Source organism: Pseudomonas capeferrum, assembly GCF_000731675.1.
In the GTDB taxonomy this organism is placed as follows: domain Bacteria; phylum Pseudomonadota; class Gammaproteobacteria; order Pseudomonadales; family Pseudomonadaceae; genus Aquipseudomonas; species Aquipseudomonas capeferrum.
On the sequence record NZ_JMIT01000002.1, the window covers coordinates 792,139 to 816,641 of the forward strand.

Below are 24,503 nucleotides of genomic sequence, written 5' to 3' on the forward strand. Positions count from 1 at the left end.
CTGCCCATGTTCAGCAAGAAAGTCCGCAACTTTGCGCTGCTCGGGGTCATCGCCGCCCTGCTGGTGGCGATCGGCTACTGGAACGTCAGCCCGGAAAGCTTCCTCGACAAGCCGGTGAGCCAGGTCGACGATAGCGCTATCGACTACTACGCGACCAACGCCCACAGCCTGCAATTCTTGCCCGACGGCAAACTGCAGTATGAAATGACCGCCGACAAGGTCGAGCACCTCAAGGCCAGCGAAATCACCCTGCTGACCACGCCCGACCTGCATATGTACCGCGGCACCGAGTACCCATGGCACGTGCAGAGCGCCCGCGCCGAGGTCAACCCGGACGGTACCGAGGTCGAGCTGATCGACCAGGTACGCGTTGCCCGCACCGACGAAAAGCAGCGTGAGACCATCATTACCAGCTCACGCATGACCGTGTTCCCGCAGAAGCAATATGCGCAGACCGAGCAAGCCGTTAGAATCGACGGCGCCGGTGGCACAACTACGGGCAAAGGAATGAAAGCGTATTTGAAAGAAGGCAGGATGGACCTGCTCTCTAACGTAAGAGGACAGTATGAGGCTCGTTAAAACCCTCCCCCTTTTGCTCAGCCTGAGCGCAGCACTGGGAAGCGCGAGCGCCTTCGCACTGCCGAACGACCGTGATCAGCCGATCCGTATCCAGGCCGACAATGCCCATCTGGACGACAAGCAGGGTGTGGCCACCTACACCGGCGATGTGATCATCACCCAGGGCTCGATGAAAATCACTGGCAACACCGTGACCATCACCCGCTCCGCCACCGGCGATATCGACGTGGTGACCTCGGTAGGCAACCTGGCCTACTTCGAGCAGCAACAGAGCGCCGCCAAGCCGGACAAGATGAAGGGCTGGGGTGTGACTATCCAGTACCAGTCGCAGAAGGACCTGGTGATCCTCACCGACCGCGCCAAGGTCGAAAACGAAGGCAACACCACCGAAGGCGAGAAAATCGTCTACAACACCCAGACCCAGGTGGCGACCGCCGGTCGCGGTGGCAACGTGACTACACCGCGTCAGCGTATCGACATGGTGATCCAGCCCAAGAAGAAGGCCGAGTAAATGGCAACCCTTAAAGCCCAGCACCTGGCCAAGAGCTACAAGGGTCGGCAGGTCGTGCGCGATGTCAGCCTGTCGATCGACAGTGGCCAGATCGTCGGCCTGCTCGGCCCCAACGGCGCCGGCAAGACCACCTGCTTCTACATGATCGTCGGCCTGGTCCAGGCTGAGCAAGGGCGCGTGCTGATCGACAACCTCGATGTCAGCCACCAGCCCATGCACGGTCGCGCCCGCGCCGGTATCGGCTACCTGCCGCAGGAAGCTTCGATCTTCCGCAAGCTGTCGGTGGCCGACAACATCATGGCGATCCTCGAGACCCGCAAGGAACTCGACCGCGACGGCCGCCGCAAGGAGCTGGAAAGCCTGCTGCAGGAATTCCATATCAGCCACATCCGCGACAACCTCGGCATGAGCCTCTCGGGTGGCGAACGCCGCCGCGTCGAGATCGCCCGGGCCTTGGCAACCGCACCGAAGTTCATCCTGCTGGACGAACCCTTCGCGGGTGTCGACCCGATTTCGGTCGGCGACATCAAGCAGATCATCCACCATCTCAAGGCCAAGGGCATCGGTGTACTGATCACCGACCACAACGTGCGCGAGACCTTGGATATCTGCGAAACCGCTTATATCGTCAATGATGGCCGACTGATCGCCGAAGGCGATGCCGAGACCATCCTGGCCAACGACCTGGTCAAAGAGGTTTACCTGGGTCACGAGTTCCGACTCTGACCCCGGGACGCACCTGGAGCACCGGCAAATAACCCTTGACGGGGTTTAAGTTGTTACGGTGCTCTAGGCAAACGCTACAATTTAAGGCATAAAACTTGCTTGAATTTGGCGCTCCGGCGCCCTCGTGTAGTGGATGGCGCATGCGCGCCGGCGAACAAGGTATTAAGCCCCTGCCATGAAACCATCGCTCGTCCTAAAAATGGGCCAGCAACTGACGATGACTCCTCAGTTGCAACAGGCCATCCGCCTCCTCCAGCTGTCCACCCTGGACCTCCAACAGGAAATCCAGGAAGCGCTGGAGTCGAACCCGATGCTCGAACGTCAGGAAGACGGCGAGGACTTCGACAATAGCGACCCGATGGCCGATAACGCCGAGAGCAAACCGGCCGCCGAAGCCCAGGACAACAGCTTCCAGGAAAGCACCGCCAGTGCCGAAAACCTGGAAGACGGTGAGTGGAGCGAGCGCATCCCCAACGAGCTGCCGGTCGACACCGCCTGGGAAGACATCTACCAGACCAGCGCCAGCAGCCTGCCAAGCAACGATGACGACGAGTGGGACTTCACCACCCGCACATCGGCCGGCGAGAGCCTGCAAAGCCACCTGCTGTGGCAGCTGAACCTGGCGCCGATGTCCGATACCGATCGCCTGATCGCCGTCACTCTGATCGACAGCATCAATGGCCAGGGCTACCTGGAAGACACCCTGGAGGAGATCTGCGCCGGTTTCGACCCTGAACTGGATATCGAGCTGGACGAGGTCGAAGCGGTCTTGCACCGCATCCAGCAGTTCGAGCCTGCCGGCGTCGGTGCACGCAACCTCGGCGAATGCCTGCTGTTGCAACTGCGTCAGCTGCCGGCCAGCACCCCCTGGATGGCCGAGGCCAAGCGCCTGGTCACCGACTTCATCGACCTGCTGGGTGGCCGCGACTACAGCCAGCTGATGCGGCGCATGAAGATCAAGGAAGACGAACTGCGCCAGGTCATCGAACTGGTGCAAAGCCTCAACCCGCGCCCCGGTTCACAGATCGAATCGAGCGAGCCCGAGTACGTCGTGCCCGACGTCATCGTGCGCAAGGACAGTGAGCGCTGGCTGGTCGAGCTGAACCAGGAGGCGATCCCGCGGCTGCGCGTCAACCCGCAGTACGCAGGCTTTGTCAGACGCGCCGACACCAGCGCCGACAACACCTTCATGCGCAACCAGCTGCAGGAAGCGCGCTGGTTCATCAAGAGCCTGCAGAGCCGCAACGAAACGCTGATGAAGGTCGCCACGCAGATCGTCGAGCATCAGCGCGGTTTTCTCGACCATGGCGACGAAGCGATGAAGCCCTTGGTGCTGCATGACATTGCCGAAGCGGTGGGCATGCACGAGTCGACCATTTCGCGGGTCACCACGCAGAAATACATGCACACGCCCCGCGGTATCTACGAACTGAAATACTTTTTCTCAAGCCATGTGAGCACCGCCGAAGGCGGAGAATGCTCGTCCACGGCGATCCGCGCGATCATCAAGAAACTGGTTGCGGCGGAAAATCAGAAAAAGCCATTGAGTGACAGCAAGATCGCTGGTTTACTGGAGGCACAAGGCATCCAGGTAGCCCGTCGCACCGTCGCCAAGTACCGCGAGTCTCTCGGCATCGCACCGTCGAGCGAGCGCAAGCGACTGATGTAGCCCCTGGTATGTGCCACAGCATTTGCGGGGCAGGTGCAAGACCTGCCTCTTTATGATGCACGGGCAACAAAGGAGAAGCTGTATGCAAGTCAACATCAGTGGACACCATGTAGAAGTCACCCCGCCGCTGCGCGACTATATCGAGCAGAAACTCAAGCGCCTGGAGGGTCACTTCGACAAGATTACCAACGTGCAGGTCATCATGAAGGTCGAGAAGCTGCAGCAGAAGGTCGAAGCGACCCTGCAGATTCCTGGCGGTGAAGTGGTCGCCAACGCGGAACACGAAGACATGTATGCAGCGATCGACGCCTTGGCCGACAAGCTCGACCGCCAACTGAAAAAACACAAGGAAAAACAGCAAAGCCTGCTGCAAGGCACGGCTGCCCGCTGATCCCCCTCATCCATGATCCGACTTGAAACCATCCTGACCCCCGGCCGTTCCCTCGTGAACGTGCCGGGCGGCAGTAAGAAGCGCGCCCTCGAAAAGGTCGCCACTGTCATCGCCGACCAAGTGCCAGAACTGGAGATGCAAGACGTCTTCGAAAAACTGGTCGCCCGTGAAAAACTCGGCTCGACCGGGTTCGGCAACGGCATCGCCATCCCCCACTGCCGGCTCGAAGGATGCACCGCCCCCGTCAGCGCCTTGCTGCACCTGGAGGCACCGATCGACTACGACGCCATCGATGGCGCACCCGTGGACCTGCTGTTCGTCCTGCTGGTGCCCGAAGCTGCCACCGATGCGCACCTGGAACTGCTGCGCCAGATTGCCAGCATGCTCGATCGCAAAGAGGTTCGTGATCGTCTGCGTGCAGCCAGCAGTAACGAGGCCCTGTACCAGGTTGTCCTGGACGTCCAGAGCGAGCCCTGAACATGCGTCTGATCATCGTTAGCGGCCGGTCCGGCTCCGGCAAGAGCACCGCCCTCGATGTGCTGGAAGACAACGGTTTCTATTGCATCGACAACCTGCCCGCCGGCCTGCTACCGCAGCTGGCGGAAAACGCGTTGATCAATACCGAGTTGCTGCAACCCAAGGTCGCTGTGTCGATTGACGCGCGCAACCTGCCCAGCCACCTGTCGCGTTTCCCCGAACTGCTCGAAGAGGCCCGAGCGCGGCACATCCAATGCGACGTGCTGTACCTGGACGCCGACGAAGATACGCTGCTCAAACGCTTCTCCGAGACGCGCCGGCGCCACCCACTGACCAATGCCAACCGTTCCCTGGCAGAGGCAATACGGGTCGAGAGCGACATGCTGGGGCCGATCTCCGATCTGGCTGACCTGAAAATCGACACTACCAGCCTAAACCTTTACCAACTGCGCGACTCGATCAAGCTGCGCCTGCTCAACCAGCCAGAGCCTGGCACTGCGTTTCTGGTCGAATCGTTCGGCTTCAAGCGCGGCATGCCGGTCGATGCCGACCTGGTGTTCGATGTGCGCTGCCTGCCCAACCCCTATTGGAAGCCCGAGCTGCGTGAGCACTCCGGCCTCGATCAGCCGGTGATCGACTACCTCGCCGCCCAGCCGGATGTCGAAGAGATGTTCAACGACATTTCCAGCTACCTGCTCAAATGGCTGCCCCGCTTCGCCGCCAGCAACCGCGCCTACGTCACCATCGCCATCGGCTGCACCGGCGGCCATCACCGCTCGGTGTACCTGACCGAACGCCTCGGCGAGTTGCTGCAGCAATCACTGAAAAACGTCCAGGTCCGCCACCGCGACCTCTAGCCCACAGGATCCACCCCACGATGCCCGCCTGCGAAATCACCATCATCAACAAGCTGGGCCTGCATGCCCGGGCGGCAGCCAAGTTCGTCGGCGTGGCCGGGCGCTTCCCCTGCCAGGTGCGCGTGGGCCGCGCGCCCGACAAGCTGGTGGACGGCAAAAGCATCATGGCAGTGATGATGCTCGCGGCAGGCAAAGGCACCCAGGTGCACCTGCTGACCGAAGGCGAACAGGACAACGAAGCGCTGGAAGCTTTGATCGAGCTGATCAACAACTACTTCGACGAAGGCGAGTAAACCGCTCAGGACATCGCGGTGTCCATCACCATCATCAGGCAGAAACCGATACACAGCCCCAGGCTGGCCAAGCGGTGATGCCCATTGCTGCGCGACTCAGGGATGATTTCCTGGGTCACCACCAACAGCATCGCTCCCGCCGCACACGCCAACCCCAAAGGCAGCAGCAGTTCGGCTACGTTGACCAGCCAGGCACAGATCACCGCAGCCACGGGTTCCACCAGGCCTGAAGCGGCTCCGATCAGAAACGCCTTGAACCGCGGCATGCCCGCCCCCGCCAGCACCAGCGCTATCACCAGGCCCTCAGGCACATCCTGCAAGGCGATGCCCATGGCCAGGCTGTCGGCATCCGCCATACCGCCACCCGCCGACACGCCGATGGCCATGCCTTCAGGAATGTTGTGGGCAATGATGGCAATCACGAACAGCCAGATTCGCGCGGCGATCACTGGCTGGTTATCCGTGCCGACCAAGGCTTCCGGCGAGGCGCCGGAAACCTTGAGGTCGACCAGAAACAAGCACAAGGCGCCGAACATCAAGCCAAAGCTGATCAGGCCGCCCGCGCCCCAGGGGCTGAAGCCGATACCTTGAGCCGCTTCCAACCCCGGAATGATCAGGGAAAACGCGGTGGCCGCCAGCATCACGCCGGCGCCGAAGCCCAGCAGTGTGTCGGCCAGGGCCACCGGCATATTACGTATCACCAACACCGGTACCGCGCCCAGCGCCGTCCCCAACGCGCACAGTGCGCCCCCCTCGAGGGCGCGCAACATGCGCGGTTCCAGGCCCAGCCAGGCAATGCCCTGCACCATCAACAGCGCAGTGCCGACCAGCAACAGCAAGGTTCCTATCGCCAGGCGAAACAGACGCACGCTGCTGACGGACAACACCTGTGAACGCATACCGGATCGACTCACTTCAAGGCTTCGAGATAACGACGTTCTACTTCCGCCCAGTCGACGACGTTGTAGAAGGCACCGATGTATTCAGGGCGACGGTTCTGGTACTTGAGGTAGTAAGCGTGTTCCCACACGTCCAACCCCAGGATCGGCGTATTACCGTGCATCAGCGGGCTGTCCTGGTTGCCGCTGCTTTCAACCACCAGCTTGTTTTCCGGGGTGACGCTGAGCCAGGCCCAACCACTGCCGAAGCGGCTCAGTGCCGCTTTGGTGAACGCGTCCTTGAAGGCGTCGAAACCACCTAGCTCGGCTTCGATTGCCTTGGCCACCTGACCGTGCGGCTGGCCGCCACCCTGTGGTGCCATCACGGTCCAGAACAGCGTGTGGTTGGCGTGACCACCCCCTTGGTTGATCACCGCAGCCTGCAGCTTCTCTGGCAACTGCTTGACCGCGCCGACCAACTGCTCCACCGGCCACTCGGCCCATTCGGTGCCTTCGATAGCGGTGTTGAGGTTGTTGATATAGGTCTGGTGATGCTTGCTGTGGTGAATCTCCATGGTCTGGGCATCGATGTGCGGTTCCAGCGCATCGTAGGCATAGGGCAACGCAGGCAAGGTGTGTGGCATGTCAGTGGATTCCGTAAGCGTGGGGTCTGGGTGTCACGTCTGCCTTCGCGGCCAGCGCGCTGGCCTCGGGTGCGTGACGGTTGAGCAGGCGCTCGGTGCGCGGGTACTGGCCGTACTCGGCGATGAAATTCAGCAACTCGGTGTAGGTGCGCCCACTGTGGCGCAGCGCGGCATCGCGCAGCGCCTGGGGCAAGCGGGCCTCCTGGCTGGCCTGCAGCAGGCGCTGATGCGCAGAGCACAGGTAGTCGGCGCTCTCGTGCGGCTGGTTCAGGCGCAGGTGCAGGTCGGCCAGGTTGTGGTGAGCGATGACGAACACCGCCACCGCTTCGTCGACGTCATGCCAGCGCTCGAACAGCACCTGGGCCAGCGCCAGGGCTTGCAGGTAGTGTTCCCGTGCATCGACCCACTCACCTTGCTCGAACAGGTGGTTGGCCATTTCGGTGGTGCGTTTCCAGTGCTGCATGGCGTGTCTCCTGCGCCGGGGTCAGATCCCGCCGGCGGTGAGTTTTTCCGGGTCGAGCAGCGCTTCCAGTTGGTCGCGCGACAAGTCGGTATGCTCCAGCGCCACATCGATGATCGGGCGGCCCTGCTTGTAGGCGGTCTTGGCGATTTCGGCGGCCTTGAGATAGCCGATGATCGGGTTCAGCGCCGTGACCAGGATCGGGTTGCGCGCCAGCGCCTCCTTGAGCTTGCCTTCATTGACCTTGAACGTGGCGATGGCCTTGTCGGCCAGCAAGCGGCTGACGTTGGCCATCAGTTCGATGCTTTCCAGCAGGTTGCGGGCGATCACCGGCAGCATCACGTTCAGCTCGAAGTTGCCCGACTGTCCAGCGATGGCGATGGTCGCGTCATTGCCGATGACCTGCGCAGCCACCATGGCAGTGGCTTCCGGGATCACTGGGTTGACCTTGCCCGGCATGATCGAAGAGCCAGGCTGCAGGCCTTGCAGTTCAATCTCGCCAAGGCCGGCCAACGGGCCGGAGTTCATCCAGCGCAGGTCGTTGGCGATTTTCATCAGCGCCACCGCAGCAGTCTTGAGCTGGCCGGAAAGGGCTACGGCGGTGTCCTGCGAGCCGATCAGGGCAAACAGGTTCTGCCCAGGGGTGAACTCGACCTGGGTCAGGGCACTGAGCTGGCGCGCGAAGCCGGCAGCGAACTGTGGGTGGGCGTTGATGCCCGTCCCCACCGCCGTGCCACCCTGGGCCAGCGCCTGCAGGCTCGGCAGGGTCGCCTCGATGTGCGCCTGCGCACCTTTGATTTGTGCTGCCCAGCCGTCGAGCACCTGGCTCATGCGCACGGGCATGGCGTCCATCAGGTGGGTACGGCCGGTTTTGACGAATGGGTGTACCTGCTGCGATTTGGCCTCGATCACCTGTACCAGGTGACGCAACGCTGGCAGCAGTTGCTCGTGCAGCGCCAGGGCGGCACTGACATGGATGGTGGTCGGGATGATGTCGTTGCTGCTCTGGCCGCAGTTCACATGGTCGTTGGCATTGACCGCATTACCCAGCACGCGGGTCGCCAGGGTGGCGATCACCTCGTTGGCGTTCATATTCGAACTGGTGCCGGAACCGGTCTGGAACACATCCACCGGGAAATGCTGGATGAAATCTTCCGCCAGCAGTTGTTCGACTGCCTTGACGATGGCCTGACCTTGCTCCGCGCTCACCTGCTCCAGCTCGATGTTGGCCTTGGCCGCTGCGGCCTTGGCCAGCAGCAATGCGCGAATGAACTGGGCCGGCATGCGCTGGCCGCTGACCGGGAAGTTGTCGACCGCGCGCTGGGTCTGGGCGCCATACAGGGCCTCGGCAGGCACCTGCAGCTCACCCATGCTGTCACGCTCGATACGGGTATTACTCATCGTCTAATCCTTGCATCAGTTCATCGGGAGAAATCGAAGGCAGCAGCACGCAATTGGCCAATTGCAGGGCGTAGGGCTGCCAGCGCTGGTTCTGTTCGCGGCGGTCGAGGTTGCGCAGGTCGAGCAAGGGTCGCCAGGCCTGGTCCAGGCACAGGCAGCGCCAATGCCAGGGCAGCATGCGGTCGCAAGCGGTATCCAGGAGCAGGCGAAAGGAGGTCAGGGCCACCGTCCATGGCAAGGTTTCGGTGCAGCACACCAGGTAGCGGCCTTCGGCCAGGTAGTGCTCGATCAGGCGCGGCTCATCGGGCTCGAGCGCGCAGCGAATGCGCCGGCTGAGCCAGCGCCAGTTTTCCAGGTAGGGCAACTCGTGGAGGACGGATTTCATGAACACCATCGCCAAGCAACTGGGTAATGATATTCATTATTAAGTGATAAATAGAATCACTTCAAGAGGGCATCGACCAAAGCAAGGAGTAAGCAGGTATAAAAAAACCCGGCGCGCAGGCCGGGTTTTGTAGATCAGGCGGCCATTCAGCTGCCGGCAACGGTCATCCGTTCGATCAGCACCGAGCCCGTGTGAATATTGCTGCGGGTCTCAAGATCGCTACCGATCGCCACGATTTGCTGGAACATGTCCTTCATGTTCCCGGCGATGGTCACTTCCTGGACCGCATGCTGGATCTCGCCGTTCTCGACCCAGAAGCCTGCAGCCCCACGCGAATAGTCGCCCGTGACCATGTTCAGGCCATGCCCCATCAACTCGGTCACCAACAAGCCACGCCCCATCCGGCGGATCAGGGCCGCCTGGTCCTCGACGCCGTGGGTCACATACAGGTTGTGCACACCACCGGAGTTGGCCGTGCTGGGCAGGCCGAGCTTGCGCCCGGAATAGGTCCCCAGCAGGTACGACACCAGCTCACCCTTGTCGACGAACGGTTTGGCGTAGGTCGCCAGGCCGTCACCGTCGAACGCAGCACTGCCCAAGGCCCGGGGAATATGCGGGCGCTCATCGAGGGTCAGCCAGCTTGGGAACAGCCGCTGCCCGATAGTGCCTTCAAGGAACGACGACTTGCGGTACAGGTTGCCGCCGGAAATGGCCGACAGGAAGCTGCCAAACAGGCCGCCGGCGAGCTCTGCCGAGAACAGCACCGGCACTTCGCACGTCGGCACCGGGCGCGCGCCGAGGCGGCTGGCCGCACGCTGGGCCGCACGCTGGCCGATGCTGCGCGGGTCGGCCAACAAATTGCCCTGGCGGTTTACGTCATACCAGTAGTCACGCTGCATCTGGCCATCACCCTCGGCGATCATCACGCAGCTCAGGCTGTGTCGGGTCGAGGCGTAGCTGCCGATGAAGCCGTGGCTGTTGCCATACACTCGGCACCCTTGGTGAGTGTTGAGCGTGGTGCCATCGGCATTGAGAATGCGTGAATCGGCGTCGAACGCCGCGGCCTCGCAAGCCAGGGCCATCTCGATCGCCTTCTCGGGTTCGATGTCCCAGTCGTGGTAAAGGTCCAGGTCCGGGATATCGCGGGCCATCAGGGCGGCGTCGGCCAAGCCGGAGCATTCGTCTTCGGACGTATGCTTGGCGATCGCCAGCGCGGCGGCTACGGTTTCGCGGATCGCCTCGGGGCCACTTGCCGAGGTACTGGCGGAGCCTTTGCGCTGGCCGACATAGAGGGTGATGCCAAAGCCCTGGTCACGGTTGAACTCGACCGTTTCGACCTCGCGCTGACGCACCGTGGTGGACAGGCCTTGCTCCAGCGAGACCGCCACTTCGCAGGCACTGGCGCCCTGGCGACGCGCTTCGGCGATGATCGCTTCGACCTGCTCCTGCAAGGCTGGCAGGTCTTTCGGACCTACGCTCTGGACTGCACTCATGGTTCTCTCCACTCAAATTCTGCGTTCGGCGAGGGTCATTCTACGACCGGGCCGGACAAGCGGCCCCCGACTGGTTATCATGGCGGCGATTTCTAGCGGACTGCCACCATGGTTGATTCAAACGACGACGCCTTCGACGGCGAAAAAAGCAAAACCCAGATCAAGCGCGAACTGCATGCACTGGTCGAACTCGGCGAGCGCCTCACTACGCTCAAGGCCGACACCCTGGCACGCCTGCCGTTGACCGACGAGCTGCGCAAGGCGCTGGCCGAGGCCAGCAAGCACACCGCTCACGGTGCCCGCAAACGCCACATGTCGTTTGTCGGCAAGCTGATGCGTGTGCAGGACCTGGATGCCATCCATGCCTTGCTCGAACAGATGGACAGCTCGACCCGCCAGTACAACGAGCGTTTCCACGGCCTGGAGCGCTGGCGCGACCGGTTGATCGACGGCAATGACGAAGACCTCGAACGCTTCGTCAACGAGTACCCCGATACCGATCGCCAGCAAATGCGCTCGCTGATCCGCCATGCCCAGCACGAGAAGGCGCGTAACAAACCGCCTGCCGCCGCGCGCAAGGTGTTCAAGTACATCCGCGACCTCGACGAGCTGCAGCGCGGATTGCGCTGATTGCCCAGGGGCTGCTGCGCAGCCCCCACACCTGTCACGCCCCGGTCCCGCCGACGGTAATCGCATCGAGTTTCAACGTCGGCTGCCCAACCCCTACCGGCACCGACTGCCCATCCTTGCCGCACGTGCCGACGCCACTGTCCAGCGCCAGGTCATTGCCGACCATCGACACCCGGCTCATCGCCTCCGGCCCGTTGCCAATCAGCGTTGCACCCTTGACCGGCGCGGTGATCTTGCCGTCTTCGATCAGGTAAGCCTCACTGGTGGAGAAGACGAACTTGCCGCTGGTGATATCCACCTGGCCACCGCCCAGGTTGGCGCAATAGATGCCCCTCTTCACCGAAGCGATGATTTCCTGCGGGTCGCTTTCGCCCGCGCGCATGTAGGTGTTGGTCATGCGCGGCATCGGCAGATGGGCGTAGGATTCGCGGCGGCCATTGCCGGTCACGGCCATGCCCATCAGGCGGGCGTTCAGTTTGTCCTGCATGTAGCCTTTGAGCACACCGTTCTCGATCAGCGTGGTGCACTCGGTCGGGGTGCCTTCGTCATCCACGCTCAACGAACCGCGGCGGCCTTCAAGGGTGCCGTCGTCGACGATGGTGCACAGTTTCGACGCCACCTGCTCACCGATCCGGCCGCTGAACGCCGAGCTGCCCTTGCGGTTGAAGTCGCCTTCCAGGCCATGGCCCACCGCTTCATGCAACAGTACGCCCGACCAGCCCGGCCCCAGCACCACGGGCAAGGTGCCCGCCGGGGCAGGAATCGCCTCCAGGTTCACCAGGGCCTGACGCAACGCCTCACGGGCATAACCCATGACCTTCTCTTCGGTGAAGAAGCGGTAGTCGGTACGCCCGCCGCCACCCTGGCCACCGCGCTCGCGGCGGCCATTGTGTTCGACGATGACGCTGACGTTGAAGCGCACCAGCGGGCGCACGTCGGCGGCCAGGCTGCCATCGGCCGCCGCGATGAGAATGCGCTCCCAGACCCCGGCCATGCTCACGCTGACCTGCTGGATACGCGGGTCCAGCGCGCGGGTGGCGGCATCGACACGCTTGAGCAGGTCGACCTTTTCGGCCCGACTGAGCACATCCAGGGGGTTGTCCGGCGCATACAGGGCCGTCACATCCTGGCTGCGGAAAGCCTGGACCGTACCATTCTGCCCGGCACGGGAGATCGAACGCGCGGCACGGGCCGCCGAGGTCAGTGCCTCCAGGTTGATGGCGTTGCTGTAGGCGAAGCCGGTCTTTTCACCGGACTGGGCACGCACGCCCACGCCTTGGTCGAGGTTGAAGCTGCCCTCTTTGACGATGCCGTCCTCCAGCGCCCAGGTTTCCGAGATCTGGCCCTGGAAATACAAGTCGGCGGCATCGATGCCCGGGCCGGCCAACTCACCCAGCACAGCCTGCAGGCTGTCCAGGGTCAACCCGCCTGGGGCCAGGAGCTGCTCGCTGACGGTGGATAACATCTGGCTCATAGTCACTCCGAGGTGTGCGCAGGCCGCAAGGCGTCCTGCGAGAAAAAGCGCCGGTGCGAAACCACCGTCATGCGCGCCCGAATGGACGCTTGTTCATCAGTGTCGCGCTCGGCGAGCAATACCGCTTCGCCCTGCGCCTGCTGCGCAACGATCCGCCCCCAAGGGTCGACGATCGCTGCATGCCCATGGGTTTCCCGTGGGCCTGGATGGGTGCCGCCCTGCGCTGCGGCCAACAGGTAGCATTGGGTCTCGATGGCACGCGCGCGAATCAGCACGTCCCAGTGCGCCGCGCCCGTCACCGCAGTGAAGGCGGCTGGCGCGCAGATCAGCTCGGCCCCGGCAGCGCGCAAGGCACTGTACAACTCGGGGAAGCGCAGGTCATAGCATACGCTCAGGCCCAAGCGCCCCACCGGGGTATCGGCCACCACCACCTGCGCGCCATGGGCATAGTCGTCGGACTCACGGTAACGGCCTCGGTTGTCGGCGACGTCCACGTCGAACAGGTGCAACTTGTCGTAGCGTGCCGCCACTTCACCGTGCTCGTCGATCAGCAGTGAGCAGGCATGGGCCTTGGCATCAGGCTGGCCGACCGGTGGCAACGGCAAGGTGCCGGCAACAATCCATAACTTGAGGTCGCGCGCGGTGCGTTTCAACCATGGCAGGATCGGCCCTTCGCCCAAGGCTTCGGCGCGGCCGATCGCTGCAGCATCCTTGCGCCCCATGGCGGCGAAGTTTTCTGGCAGCACGGCCAGGCGTGCGCCACCGAGCGCGGCCTGTTCAAGCAGGGCGCCGGCACGCTGCAGGTTGGCCAGCACGTCGTCCTGGCTGACCATCTGGATCACCGCTGCCTTCATGAAGACTCCTAGCGCGATTTCTCGAAAGGTTTCACAAATGTGATTCTAGGCTCTTTCCACGGCCCCTCGACGCGGTAATGCACGCTAGCAAAGCGTGATACCCGGTCGCCGATCAAGCGATCGACCAGGAACAGCGCGCCCCCCACCGCAGGTGCGCCGATGATCAGGGCGGCCAGCGGCAGGTTGTTGGTCACCGGCAGGCTCACCTGCAGGTTGGCATCCACCCGGTCACGGACCAGGTCGAGGGTACCGTCGAGCTCGAAGTTGCTCGACGGGCCAGTAACGGTAATCGGCTCGCGGGTCACGTAGACGCCATTGCTGGCCACCAGCAGGCCCTTGACCCGATCATAGGCCAGGCCTTTGTCGAACAGGTCGGAGAAGTCCAGGCGCAGGCGGCGGCCGATGGAGTTGAAATTGAGCAGGCCGAACACGCGCAGGGCCTGGGCACTGCCTTCGACTTCGACGAACTGGCCGGTGCGCAGGGCGGCATCCATGCTCCCGGAGAAGCGGTTCAAGCCCACCCAGGCAGGTGAGCCCGGCCAGCGGCCGTCGACATCCAGGCGGAAATCGCGGCTGGTCACGGTAGGGGCAAACCCCCACGCCTTGAGCACATCGGCCAGGTTCTTGCCGTCCAGGCGCCCTTTGTACCAGCTACTGCTGCTGCCCGGCGGGCCTTCCCAGCCACCGCCGCCATCGATGCGCAGGCCCTTGAAGTCAAGGTCGATATCGTCTGCCGATACGCCACGCGCGGTCGGGCGCAACTTGATCGATGCGCTGCCGTAGAGGTCGTCGCCACGGTAGAGCTTGTCGATGCTCAGGTCCAGGGCAGGCACCTTGCGCGGGTCGAATGATGCCAACGGGTCGGGCCCCTCCTCGGCCTGCGCCTGGGCCGGGTCCGCCGCTGGCAGGCGCAAGGTCTGCAGGCGCACCGACATGGGCGCGGCCTTGGCGTCGGGTACGCGCGCGTTGCCGATGACTTCCTTGCTGTCCAGGCGCAGGTCCCACGCCGGGCCACCACGGGCCAGACGCACCACTGCCTGATTCAGGTCCATGCCGAAGGCTTTGAGCTGGCCGATGCTCAGGTCGACGCTTTGCAGGCTCTGCCGGGCACTACCGCCGGGGTCGTCACCGCCCAAGCTAGCCATCTGCGCTTGCCAGGGCGCCAGGTCCAGTGTTTCCAGGTGCCCGCGTACCCGCAGCCCCTGGCCGCTTGGCACTTGCGGCTGGCCTGTGCCCAGCAGCAGCTCACCGCGGCCCTGGGCCAGTTTGTCGCCGGGCGCGGCATAGGCAAAGCGTGCAAGGTCGGCATAGCTGGCGTCGAAGCGCCGCTCCTGGCCCTGCAGGTTCATGCTGAAGCGGCTGTCGCGGGTATCCGCCGCTGCCTTGCCGAAGGGGGCCGGCAAATTGATCGCCAACCCCTTGAGCGACGAGTTGACGTTCAGGCTGTTGTCCCGGCTACCCAGGTTGACCTGCAACTGATAGGGCAGGTCGCCCGAGGCAGGCAGCGCCTGGTTGAACTGCAGCCACTCGGTCAGCGCTTTCAGCGAAACCTGGCCGCTGGCGTTGATGCGGGTCTGCATCTGCCCTGGCTCGCCCTCGGCGACGATCTGCGCAGTCACCGGTTTGCCGAATGCCTGCAGGCTGATGTCCTTGCCGCTCAGGCCCTTGTCGAAGTCGAAACTGAAGTCGCCCTTCAGGCGGTTCAGCTCCAGGCTTGGCGGGGCCACCTTGAGGCGGGCATCAGCGGTGGCGAAGTCCACCTTGACCTTGGGCCGCTGCCCATGTGCCAGGGGGATATCGAGTTTGACCTTGCCCTTGAGCGGGCCCTCGCCTTCCCACCCGGCGAAGATCTCACCCGTGCCGATCGGGGCTTCCTTGAGAATTTTCAGGCCGTCACCCAGGCTGCCGTCAAAATCGCCATCCAGGTACAGATGGCTGTGCTGGTCGCCTTCGACGTGGGGGATGTCGACACTGACGTCACTGACTTTGGTATCGAGCAGCAGGCCATGGTGGGCCTTGATGCGCACACCACTGTCTTCGATCAGCACGTCACCATCGACCTGCTGCACTTGAGGCCAGCCGGGCTGGAAGTCCAGCGCCGCGTCACGCACCTTGAAGAACAGGCTGATACTGCGAGCCTCCGGGGCGGCGCCGTGGTTCAGCGATCCCTGGTACTGGAAGTAGCCCTCATCCACGGTGCCCTTGACGATCGCACTGCGCAGCCATTCGTCGAGGGCCGGGCTGAGCACTTCCGGCAAGTATTTGGCGGTGTATCGGCCATCGCCTTCGGTCAACCCGACGCGCAGGTCCATGTAGTCCTCGCGGCCCTCTTCGAACAGCAGGCGGATCAGGAAGTCACCGGCGATCTTGCCCTCCTCGCCCAGCACCTTGAGGTACGGCGCGACGAGGGTGAAGCCTTGCTTGTCGAGGGCCCAGGTCAGGCGGGCATTGGCCTGCTGGTAATGCCAAGGTTTGGCGAAGATCGGGTACAAGTGCAGCATGAAGGCCTCAGTGTCGAGCCGCAGCTCGCCATGGCCCAGGTCGCCGCTGATGCTGCCACTGACGTTGCCGGCCGCCGGGGCACCGTGGTAGGCGTTGAAACCGACCTGCTCCAGGTTGGCGGCAAATTGCAGCCGCTGGTCGCCCTCAGCCTTGGGCCGCGCCTCCAGGCGCAAGTTGCGCAGCGCGCCGGTGACCTTCAGGCCATCGACCACGGCCATGAGGTTATCCGGCAGCGGTGCCAAGGCATCGATCAATGGGGTCAGCGGAGTGAGGTCAAGGCGGTCGGCCTGCACTTCCCAGCGCTCGTCGGCGGGTGCCTGCCCAGGGCGCTGGCGTAACTGCAGATGGGTTTCCCAACGGGTCTTGCCGATGCTCATGGCCAGGGAATCGACACTCACATCGAAGCCTTGCGGGCTGCGTTGGAACCAAGCGGCCAGCGCCAGGTTGTCCAAGGTTGCGGCCTTGCGCCCGGCATACGCACCTTGCAGCGTTGGCGCATTGACACGGACCACCGCGTGTTGCAACTGGCCTTGGCGCCAGTCGACCCAGAACTCGCCCCCGGCGCGCAATGCGTCAGCCTGCCACTGGCCCAGCAGACGCGGCGGCAACCAGCGCGCCCAATCGCTCTGCGGCAGGCTCAGGTATGCCGCAACCTCAGCGTCTTGCCAGGCTTTGGCCGACGCGCGGCTGCGCAGGTTCAGCGCCAGGGGCTGGCCGTCCGGCAGGGTTGCGCGCACGTCGAGGGCCTGGCGCGAGGCACCTGCCTGCAGGCCGGCACTCACATACGTCAAGGTCAGGGGGTCGCGCTGCCAGGGCTGCAAGGTAACCTGGCTGTCGAATACATCGATACGCCCCAGTTGGCGCAAGCGCTGCAGCAACTCGGCGGGGTCGAGGGGGGCATCGTCTTTTTTCGGCAGCCCTTCGAGGTTCCAGGCGCCTTGCTCATCTTCGCGCAGGATCAGTTGCAAGCCGCCTAACTGAATACGCGCCAGGCGTACCTCGCGGGAGGTCAGGCTGGCCCACAAGTCCGGCACCAGCTTGACGTCGTCCAGGCGCAACGCGGTGGCGCCTTCGCCCAATTGCAGGTCGCGAACGCGCAGCACAGGCGCCAGCCCGCTCCAGCGCCCCTCAAGGGCACCGACATGCACTGGCAGGCCCAACGCCTGTTCGGCCTTGCTCTCGACATCGGCTCGGTACTCGGCCACCAACGGCACCAATTGCCGGCCGAGGCTGACATACAACGCCACCAGCACCGCCAGCAGCGCACACAAGCCCAGCCCCCAGCGAGTCAAGGCGACAAGAACGCGGTTCAGACGTCCCATGGCCATGGCCCTCCAGGTCGTTTATCCATGATGGCCCCAAGTACCGGTTTTGCCAGCCCGGCCATCCTGTGCTGCGTTTTGGTAAGCCTCAGAGCAGCACCACATCGTATTGTTCCTGCGAGTACATCGACTCGACCTGGAAGCGGATAGTTCTGCCGATGAAGGTTTCAAGCTCCGCCACGTTGCCCGACTCTTCGTCCAGCAGGCGGTCGACCACCTTCTGGTTGGCCAGTACGCGGTAGCCCTCGGCCTGGTAGGCACGGGCTTCGCGAAGGATCTCACGGAAGATCTCGTAACAAATGGTCTCGGGGGTTTTCAGCTTGCCACGGCCCTGACACGCCAGGCAGGGTTCGCAGAGCACCTGCTCGAGGCTCTCACGCGTGCGCTTGCGGGTCATCTGCACCAGGCCCAGCTCGGTAATGCCGATGATGTTGGTCTTGGCGTGATCACGCTCGAGCTGCTTTTCCAGGGTGCGCAGCACCTGGCGCTGATGCTCTTCATCTTCCATGTCGATGAAGTCGATGATGATGATGCCGCCGATGTTGCGCAGGCGCAGTTGCCGGGCAATGGCGGTAGCGGCTTCAAGGTTGGTCTTGAAGATAGTTTCTTCAAGGTTGCGATGGCCGACGAAGGCACCGGTGTTGACGTCGATGGTGGTCATTGCCTCAGCGGGGTCGACCACCAGATAGCCACCGGACTTGAGCGGCACCTTGCGCTCCAGGGCACGCTGAATCTCGTCTTCGACACCGTACAGGTCAAAGATCGGCCGCTCGCCAGGGTAATGCTCGAGCCGATCGGCAATCTCCGGCATCAATTCGCCGACGAACTGCGTGGTTTTCTGGAACGTTTCCCGCGAGTCGATGCGGATTTTCTCGATCTTCGGGTTGACCAGGTCGCGCAGGGTACGCAGGGCCAGGCCGAGGTCTTCGTAGATTACCGTGGGCGCGCCGCAGGTCTGGATCTGGCTGCCGATCTGTTCCCACAGGCGGCGCAGGTAGCGAATGTCCTGCAGGATCTCTTCGGCGCGGGCGCCTTCGGCGGCAGTGCGCAGGATGAAGCCGCCGGCGTCCTTGATGTTCTCGCTGTCCATGCAGCTGCTGACCACCTGCTTGAGGCGATCACGCTCGGCTTCGTCTTCGATCTTGAGGGAAATACCGACATGGCTGCTGCGCGGCATGTACACCAGGTAGCGCGAAGGGATCGACAACTGCGTGGTCAGGCGGGCGCCCTTGGTGCCGATCGGGTCCTTGGTCACCTGTACCACCAGCGCCTGGCCTTCATGCACCAGCGCGGTGATGTTTTCTACCGCCGAGCCTTCGCGCTGGGAAATTTCCGAGGCATGGATGAAGGCAGCCCGCTCCAGGCCGATGTCGACGAACGCCGCCTGCATGCCGGGCAGCACGCGTACCACTTTGCCCTTGTAGATATTGCCGACGATGCCGCGGCGCTGGGTGCGCTCGACGTGCACTTCCTGCAGCACCCCGTTTTCCACCACCGCCACACGTGACTCCATCGGGGTGATGTTGATCAGGATCTCTTCACTCATGGCAGGCTCTCGTCAAAGGTCTTGGATAATGATGGATCGCGCAGGCAGCGCTGGCTACTGCGGCTTTGTTACCTCTGGAGAAAGCGCAGGCAGTTGCCAGCAGGCGATGCCGAACCCGGCGAGCAGATCGGCGGTCTCGCTCAGCGGCAAACCCACCACCGCAGAGTAACTGCCTGCAAGGCCGGTGACGAACACTGCGCCCAGCCCCTGGATGGCATAACCGCCGGCTTTGTCGGCAGGCTCACCGCTGGCCCAGTAGCGCGCTGCTTCATCGGCGCTGATGGCACGAAAGCGCACACTGCTGGTGACGCACAGGCTCAGGGTGCGCGCCCCATCGCTCAGGGCGACAGCGGTCAATACCTGATGTTCGCGGCCAGACAAGTCGGCCAGCATGGCCAGGGCATGTTCACGGTTTTCAGGTTTGCCGAGAATACGGCCATCGAGGACCACTGCGGTGTCTGCGCCCAGCACCACCGCCGGGCCCTTCAGGCTGGCAAGGCCAGCTTCGGCCTTGGCCCGGGCGAGGCGCTCGACATAGGCCTGGGCACCTTCATTGGCCAGCGGGGTTTCATCGATGGGGGCGCTTACTGTAGTGAACGGTACGCCGATCTGAGTCAGCAGTTCACGACGACGGGGCGAGCCAGAGGCCAGGTAAAACGGGTTCATGTAGACATCTCCCTGTCAGTCGCGGCAACGCCGTCAATTTATGTGCAAGCGTCGGCGCAGGTCGCGCAGGGCAAAGCTGATCCATGGCCAGAGCAAGGCGCTGATGACCGCCGACCACACCAGCGCCAGGGTCGGCAGGCGGTTGCCGGTCAGCGCGCTGAGCCATAGCTGTATCAGCTGGGCGATGCCGAAGATCACCAGGATCACCAGGCTCTGCTGCCACATGGGGAACATGCGCAAGCGCTGCTGCAGCGACAGCACCAGGAAGGTGATCAGGGTCAGGATCAGCGCGTTCTGCCCAAGCAACGTGCCATACAGCACATCCTCGGCCAGGCCCAGCACGAAGGCCGTGGTCATGCCGACCTTGCTCGGCACGGCAAGGGTCCAGAACGATACCAGCAGCGCCAGCCACATGGGCCGGAACACTTCCATGAACTGAGGCATGGGCGAGACGCTGAGCAGCAAGCCAATGGCGAATGTCAGCCAGATGACCCAGCCGTTGTTGCGGCGTGATGCAGCCATCATTGCCTCCGGGGTTGAGCGGGCGCTGCCGCTGGCACGGCGGGTGCCGCAGGCGCTACAGGCGCAGCAGCGGGCTGCGTGGCAGGGGCTGCCGGAGTTGCGGGCGCGACGGGCGCGGTTGCGGTACCGGCAGGTGCGGCCTGCTCGCCATTGGCGCCAGGCTGAACACTCACCGCGGTGCCCTTGCGGTCGGCCTCTTCCTGCGCAATCGCCGCGTCGGTGGCGCGCTGTTCCGGGGTACGCCGGTCACTGAACACCAGCAGCATGTAGCGGCTGCGGTTGAGTGCGGCGGTAGGGATGGCGCGGACAATGGCAAACGGCTGGCCGGAGTCGTGAATCACTTCGTTGACCGTGGCCACCGGGTAGCCGGCCGGGAAGCGCTGGCCCATACCGGAGCTGACCAACAGGTCGCCTTCCTTGATGTCGGCGGTATCGGCCACATGGCGCAGCTCCAGCCGCTCCGGGTTGCCGGTACCGCTGGCGATGGCGCGCAGGCCATTGCGGTTGACCTGCACCGGAATGCTATGGGTGGTATCGGTCAGCAACAGCACCCGCGAGGTGTAAGGCATCAATTCGACCACCTGGCCCATCAGGCCGCGGGCATCGAGCACCGGCTGGCCGAGGAACACACCATCGCGCTCACCCTTGTTGATCAGGATGCGGTGGGTGAACGGGTTGGGGTCGACGCCGATCAGTTCGGCCACTTCGACCTTTTCGTTGACCAGGGCCGAAGAGTTGAGCAACTCACGCAAGCGCACGTTCTGCTCGGTCAGGGCCGCCAGCTTCTGCAGGCGCCCCTGCAACAGCAGGGCCTCGGTCTTGAGCTTTTCGTTTTCCGCGATCAGTTCGGTACGGCTGCCGAACTGGCCCGCCACGCCTTGCCACAAGCGCTGCGGCAAATCGGTGATCCAGTACGATTCCATCAACACCATGCCCATCTGGCTGCGCACAGGCTTGAGCACGGCAAAGCGCGCATCGACCACCATCAACGCGATCGACAGCACCACCAATACGAGTAGACGAACGCCCAGCGAAGGGCCCTTGGAGAAAAGCGGTTTAATGGGCCGTTCCTCGTGGACGACTCAGGAGGTCATTGGACATGGGACAACGCACCAGCCTGGTTGCGGGTTGACGGAAACGACGCCCAAACGGACGCCAGCCCAGCGCATACAGGTAGCACTGTGCGTGCTACCTGTAAACCGGGCGCTCATGAGCCGCGAGCAGGATCACTCGCTGGAGAGCAGGTCCATCGCGTGCTTGTCCATCATCTCCAGGGCGCGACCGCCGCCACGGGCGACACAGGTCAGCGGGTCCTCGGCGACGATCACCGGCAGGCCGGTTTCCTGGGCCAGCAGCTTGTCGAGGTCGCGCAGCAGTGCGCCACCACCGGTCAACACCAGGCCGCGCTCGGCGATGTCGGAGGCCAGCTCCGGCGGCGACTGCTCCAGGGCGCTCTTGACCGCCTGAACGATGGTCGCCAGCGATTCCTGCAGCGCTTCGAGCACTTCGTTGGAGTTCAGGGTGAAGGCACGCGGTACGCCCTCGGCCAGGTTACGGCCACGGACATCGACTTCGCGCACTTCGCCGCCCGGGTAGGCGGTGCCGATTTCCTGTTTGATACGCTCGGCGGTGGACTCGCCAATCAGGCTGCCGTAGTTGCGGCGCACGTAGGTGACGATGGCTTCGTCGAAGCGATCGCCGCCAACCCGCACGGATTCGGCATAGACCACACCGTTGAGGGAGATCAGCGCGATTTCGGTGGTACCACCGCCGATATCGACGACCATCGAGCCACGGGCCTCTTCAACCGGCAGGCCGGCACCGATGGCGGCGGCCATTGGCTCTTCGATCAGGAAGACTTCGCGGGCACCGGCACCCAGGGCCGACTCGCGAATCGCGCGGCGCTCTACCTGGGTCGACTTGCACGGCACGCAGATCAGCACGCGAGGGCTGGGCTGCAGGAAGCTGTTCTCGTGAACCTTGTTGATGAAATACTGCAACATTTTTTCACAAACGCTGAAGTCGGCGATGACGCCGTCCTTCATCGGACGAATGGCAGCAATGTTGCCGGGCGTACGGCCCAGCATGCGTTTGGCTTCGGTACCGACGGCGACGACGCTTTTCTGATTGCCATGGGTACGGATGGCAACAACCGAGGGCTCATTCAGGACGATACCGCGCTCACGCACGTAAATAAGGGTGTTGGCAGTACCCAGGTCGATGGAAAGATCGCTGGAAAACATGCCACGCAGTTTCTTGAACATGGGAAAGTGACCCTGGGGAAAGCGTGGGTAAAAAAGTGCGGCAAACTCTAACAATGGCAGGGATTTTGGGCAAGGAGCCAATATGTTAAATTGGTCGTTTTTCCGAGCACGCCAGCAGATGATCGCGGCCGTATGACCGCCAGAATGCCGACATGTTCCTCATCACGGACCTTATTCCGTTCTTTGTTCCCCCTGGAGATCCCCATGGCGCTTGAACGCTGCGACGTGGAAAAGATCGCCCATCTGGCCCGTCTGGGGCTGAATGATGGCGAACTGCCACGCATTACCGATGCACTGAACAGCATTCTCGGGCTGGTCGACCAGATGCAAGCGGTCGACACCACGGGCATCGAGCCCCTGGCCCACCCCCTGGAGGCCAGCCAGCGACTGCGTCCCGACCAGGTCACCGAAAGCAACCAGCGCGAGGCCTACCAGGCCATCGCACCCTCGACCGAAAGCGGTCTGTACCTGGTTCCCAAAGTCATCGAGTAAGGGATAGAGCCTGCCATGCATCAATTGACCCTGGCCGAGATCGCCCGCGGACTCGCCGACAAGTCGTTTTCCTCCGAAGAGCTGACGGGCGCCCTGCTGGCGCGCATCAAGCAACTCGACCCGCAAATCAACAGCTTCATCAGCGTCACCGAAGAGCTGGCCCTGGGCCAGGCCCGTGCCGCCGACGCCCGCCGCGCCGCTGGCGAGGCCGGTGCACTGCTGGGCGCGCCGATCGCCCACAAGGACCTGTTCTGCACCAACGGTGTACGCACCAGCTGCGGCTCGAAGATGCTCGACAACTTCAAGGCGCCGTACGATGCCACCGTGGTCGCCAAGCTGGCCGAAGCCGGCATGGTCACCCTGGGCAAGACCAACATGGACGAATTCGCCATGGGTTCGGCCAACGAATCCAGCCACTATGGCCCGGTGAAAAACCCGTGGAACCTCGAGCACGTGCCTGGCGGCTCGTCCGGTGGCTCGGCTGCTGCCGTCGCCGCGCGCCTGCTGCCAGCCTCCACTGGCACCGACACCGGCGGCTCGATCCGACAGCCGGCAGCGCTGACCAACCTGACCGGCCTGAAACCGACGTACGGTCGTGTTTCGCGCTGGGGCATGATCGCTTACGCCTCCAGCCTCGACCAGGGCGGCCCGCTGGCCCGTACCGCCGAAGACTGCGCGCTGCTGCTGCAAGGCATGGCCGGTTTCGACGCCAAGGACTCCACCAGCATCGAAGAACCGGTGCCGGACTACAGCGCCAACCTCAACGCCTCGCTGCAAGGCCTGCGCATTGGCCTGCCGAAGGAATACTTCAGCGCCGGCCTCGACCCGCGCATCGCCGAACGGGTGCAAGCCAGCGTCAAGGAGCTGGAAAAGCTCGGCGCCGTGGTCAAGGAAATCAGCCTGCCGAACATGCAGCATGCCATCCCGGCGTACTACGTGATCGCGCCCGCTGAAGCGTCCTCCAACCTGTCGCGTTTCGATGGCGTGCGTTTCGGCTACCGCTGCGAAGCCCCCAAAGACCTGACCGACCTGTACAAGCGTTCGCGTGGCGAAGGCTTCGGCGCCGAAGTGCAGCGCCGCATCATGGTCGGCACCTACGCCCTGTCGGCCGGCTATTACGACGCCTACTACGTCAAGGCGCAGCAGATCCGCCGCCTGATCAAGAACGACTTCATGGCCGCGTTCAACGACGTCGACCTGATCCTTGGCCCGACCACGCCGAACCCGGCCTGGAAGCTCGGCGCCAAGAGCAGCGACCCAGTCGCCGCCTACCTTGAAGACGTCTACACCATCACCGCCAACCTGGCAGGCCTGCCCGGCCTGTCGATGCCGGCCGGCTTCGTCGATGGCCTGCCCGTTGGTGTGCAGTTGCTGGCGCCGTACTTCCAGGAAGGCCGCCTGCTCAACGTCGCGCACCGCTACCAGCAAGTGACCGACTGGCACACCCGTGCCCCCAACGGCTTCTGA

At 63.4% G+C, this 24,503-nt stretch carries 25 protein-coding genes; 11 read left to right on the plus strand and 14 right to left on the minus strand.

Going from position 1 to position 24,503, the window contains the following annotated elements; translation table 11 throughout:
• Nucleotides 1–6 precede the first annotated feature (6 nt).
• From lptC to PC358_RS16155, 8 genes are all read left to right on the plus strand, one after another.
• Complete coding sequence (gene lptC, locus PC358_RS16120) at nucleotides 7–579, plus strand: LPS export ABC transporter periplasmic protein LptC (protein WP_033701095.1); 573 nt, start codon at nucleotides 7–9, stop codon at nucleotides 577–579.
• Nucleotides 566–1,090 (plus strand): lipopolysaccharide transport periplasmic protein LptA, encoded by a 525-nt coding sequence (gene lptA / locus PC358_RS16125; RefSeq protein ID WP_033701097.1) that lies wholly within the window; start codon nucleotides 566–568, stop codon nucleotides 1,088–1,090. The genes lptC and lptA overlap by 14 nt, the downstream gene beginning before the upstream one ends.
• On the plus strand, nucleotides 1,091–1,816 hold the full coding sequence (lptB, locus tag PC358_RS16130; RefSeq protein ID WP_033701098.1) for an LPS export ABC transporter ATP-binding protein: 726 nt from the start codon (nucleotides 1,091–1,093) through the stop codon (nucleotides 1,814–1,816). It begins immediately after the preceding gene.
• 175 nt (nucleotides 1,817–1,991) lie between these two features.
• Nucleotides 1,992–3,485 carry an RNA polymerase factor sigma-54 gene (locus PC358_RS16135; protein ID WP_033701099.1) on the plus strand — a complete coding sequence of 498 codons (1,494 nt, stop codon included), beginning with the start codon at nucleotides 1,992–1,994 and terminating at the stop codon, nucleotides 3,483–3,485.
• 82 nt (nucleotides 3,486–3,567) lie between these two features.
• Nucleotides 3,568–3,876, plus strand: a complete 309-nt coding sequence (gene hpf / locus PC358_RS16140) for a ribosome hibernation-promoting factor, HPF/YfiA family (RefSeq protein ID WP_033701100.1) — start codon at nucleotides 3,568–3,570, stop codon at nucleotides 3,874–3,876.
• Between the two features lie 12 nt (nucleotides 3,877–3,888).
• The gene (ptsN, locus tag PC358_RS16145) at nucleotides 3,889–4,353 is read left to right on the plus strand and encodes a PTS IIA-like nitrogen regulatory protein PtsN (RefSeq protein ID WP_033701102.1); all 465 of its coding nucleotides are present in this window, start codon (nucleotides 3,889–3,891) and stop codon (nucleotides 4,351–4,353) included.
• 2 nt (nucleotides 4,354–4,355) lie between these two features.
• The gene (rapZ, locus tag PC358_RS16150) at nucleotides 4,356–5,210 is read left to right on the plus strand and encodes an RNase adapter RapZ (RefSeq protein WP_033701103.1); all 855 of its coding nucleotides are present in this window, start codon (nucleotides 4,356–4,358) and stop codon (nucleotides 5,208–5,210) included.
• A 20-nt stretch (nucleotides 5,211–5,230) separates the two neighbouring features.
• Nucleotides 5,231–5,503: an HPr family phosphocarrier protein gene (locus PC358_RS16155; RefSeq protein WP_033701105.1), complete on the plus strand. Its 273-nt coding sequence runs from the start codon at nucleotides 5,231–5,233 to the stop codon at nucleotides 5,501–5,503.
• A gap of 5 nt (nucleotides 5,504–5,508) precedes the next feature.
• Here the strand turns inward: PC358_RS16155 and PC358_RS16160 are convergent, their stop codons facing one another.
• The 6 genes from PC358_RS16160 to pmbA form a co-directional block, all read right to left on the minus strand.
• Nucleotides 5,509–6,402, minus strand: coding sequence for a ZIP family metal transporter (locus PC358_RS16160; RefSeq protein ID WP_033701106.1), 894 nt, complete (start codon nucleotides 6,400–6,402; stop codon nucleotides 5,509–5,511).
• Between the two features lie 11 nt (nucleotides 6,403–6,413).
• Entirely contained in the window at nucleotides 6,414–7,025 is a 612-nt protein-coding gene (locus PC358_RS16165; protein WP_033701107.1) for a superoxide dismutase, read from the minus strand.
• Between the two features lies 1 nt (nucleotide 7,026).
• Nucleotides 7,027–7,488 (minus strand): hypothetical protein, encoded by a 462-nt coding sequence (locus PC358_RS16170; RefSeq protein ID WP_033701108.1) that lies wholly within the window; start codon nucleotides 7,486–7,488, stop codon nucleotides 7,027–7,029.
• A gap of 21 nt (nucleotides 7,489–7,509) precedes the next feature.
• Nucleotides 7,510–8,886 carry a class II fumarate hydratase gene (locus PC358_RS16175; RefSeq protein ID WP_033701110.1) on the minus strand — a complete coding sequence of 459 codons (1,377 nt, stop codon included), beginning with the start codon at nucleotides 8,884–8,886 and terminating at the stop codon, nucleotides 7,510–7,512.
• The gene (locus PC358_RS16180) at nucleotides 8,879–9,280 is read right to left on the minus strand and encodes a hypothetical protein (RefSeq protein WP_033701111.1); all 402 of its coding nucleotides are present in this window, start codon (nucleotides 9,278–9,280) and stop codon (nucleotides 8,879–8,881) included. Before PC358_RS16180 ends, PC358_RS16175 begins: the two co-directional genes overlap by 8 nt.
• Before the next feature lie 137 nt (nucleotides 9,281–9,417).
• Nucleotides 9,418–10,764, minus strand: a complete 1,347-nt coding sequence (pmbA, locus tag PC358_RS16185) for a metalloprotease PmbA (protein ID WP_033701112.1) — start codon at nucleotides 10,762–10,764, stop codon at nucleotides 9,418–9,420.
• A gap of 108 nt (nucleotides 10,765–10,872) precedes the next feature.
• Here pmbA and yjgA point away from each other — a divergent pair, with 108 nt between their 5' ends.
• Entirely contained in the window at nucleotides 10,873–11,394 is a 522-nt protein-coding gene (gene yjgA / locus PC358_RS16190) for a ribosome biogenesis factor YjgA (RefSeq protein ID WP_033701114.1), read from the plus strand.
• A 34-nt stretch (nucleotides 11,395–11,428) separates the two neighbouring features.
• Here yjgA and tldD read toward each other — a convergent pair whose 3' ends face one another.
• From tldD to mreB, 8 genes are all read right to left on the minus strand, one after another.
• Nucleotides 11,429–12,868, minus strand: a complete 1,440-nt coding sequence (tldD, locus tag PC358_RS16195) for a metalloprotease TldD (protein WP_033701116.1) — start codon at nucleotides 12,866–12,868, stop codon at nucleotides 11,429–11,431.
• A 2-nt stretch (nucleotides 12,869–12,870) separates the two neighbouring features.
• Nucleotides 12,871–13,722: a carbon-nitrogen hydrolase family protein gene (locus PC358_RS16200; protein ID WP_033701118.1), complete on the minus strand. Its 852-nt coding sequence runs from the start codon at nucleotides 13,720–13,722 to the stop codon at nucleotides 12,871–12,873.
• A gap of 8 nt (nucleotides 13,723–13,730) precedes the next feature.
• Complete coding sequence (locus tag PC358_RS16205) at nucleotides 13,731–17,552, minus strand: YhdP family protein (protein WP_033701119.1); 3,822 nt, start codon at nucleotides 17,550–17,552, stop codon at nucleotides 13,731–13,733.
• A gap of 82 nt (nucleotides 17,553–17,634) precedes the next feature.
• Entirely contained in the window at nucleotides 17,635–19,092 is a 1,458-nt protein-coding gene (gene rng, locus PC358_RS16210; protein WP_033701120.1) for a ribonuclease G, read from the minus strand.
• Between the two features lie 54 nt (nucleotides 19,093–19,146).
• Nucleotides 19,147–19,758 carry a Maf family protein gene (locus PC358_RS16215; protein WP_033701122.1) on the minus strand — a complete coding sequence of 204 codons (612 nt, stop codon included), beginning with the start codon at nucleotides 19,756–19,758 and terminating at the stop codon, nucleotides 19,147–19,149.
• A gap of 33 nt (nucleotides 19,759–19,791) precedes the next feature.
• Nucleotides 19,792–20,280 carry a rod shape-determining protein MreD gene (gene mreD, locus PC358_RS16220; RefSeq protein ID WP_019473693.1) on the minus strand — a complete coding sequence of 163 codons (489 nt, stop codon included), beginning with the start codon at nucleotides 20,278–20,280 and terminating at the stop codon, nucleotides 19,792–19,794.
• Nucleotides 20,280–21,311 (minus strand): rod shape-determining protein MreC, encoded by a 1,032-nt coding sequence (gene mreC, locus PC358_RS16225; RefSeq protein ID WP_241380773.1) that lies wholly within the window; start codon nucleotides 21,309–21,311, stop codon nucleotides 20,280–20,282. The genes mreD and mreC overlap by 1 nt, the downstream gene beginning before the upstream one ends.
• A 195-nt stretch (nucleotides 21,312–21,506) precedes the next feature.
• Complete coding sequence (gene mreB / locus PC358_RS16230; RefSeq protein WP_003255163.1) at nucleotides 21,507–22,544, minus strand: rod shape-determining protein MreB; 1,038 nt, start codon at nucleotides 22,542–22,544, stop codon at nucleotides 21,507–21,509.
• A 204-nt stretch (nucleotides 22,545–22,748) separates the two neighbouring features.
• Between mreB and gatC the strand changes: the two genes are divergently transcribed.
• On the plus strand, nucleotides 22,749–23,036 hold the full coding sequence (gene gatC / locus PC358_RS16235) for an Asp-tRNA(Asn)/Glu-tRNA(Gln) amidotransferase subunit GatC (protein ID WP_027595588.1): 288 nt from the start codon (nucleotides 22,749–22,751) through the stop codon (nucleotides 23,034–23,036).
• A 15-nt stretch (nucleotides 23,037–23,051) separates the two neighbouring features.
• Nucleotides 23,052–24,503 carry an Asp-tRNA(Asn)/Glu-tRNA(Gln) amidotransferase subunit GatA gene (gatA, locus tag PC358_RS16240; protein WP_033701123.1) on the plus strand — a complete coding sequence of 484 codons (1,452 nt, stop codon included), beginning with the start codon at nucleotides 23,052–23,054 and terminating at the stop codon, nucleotides 24,501–24,503.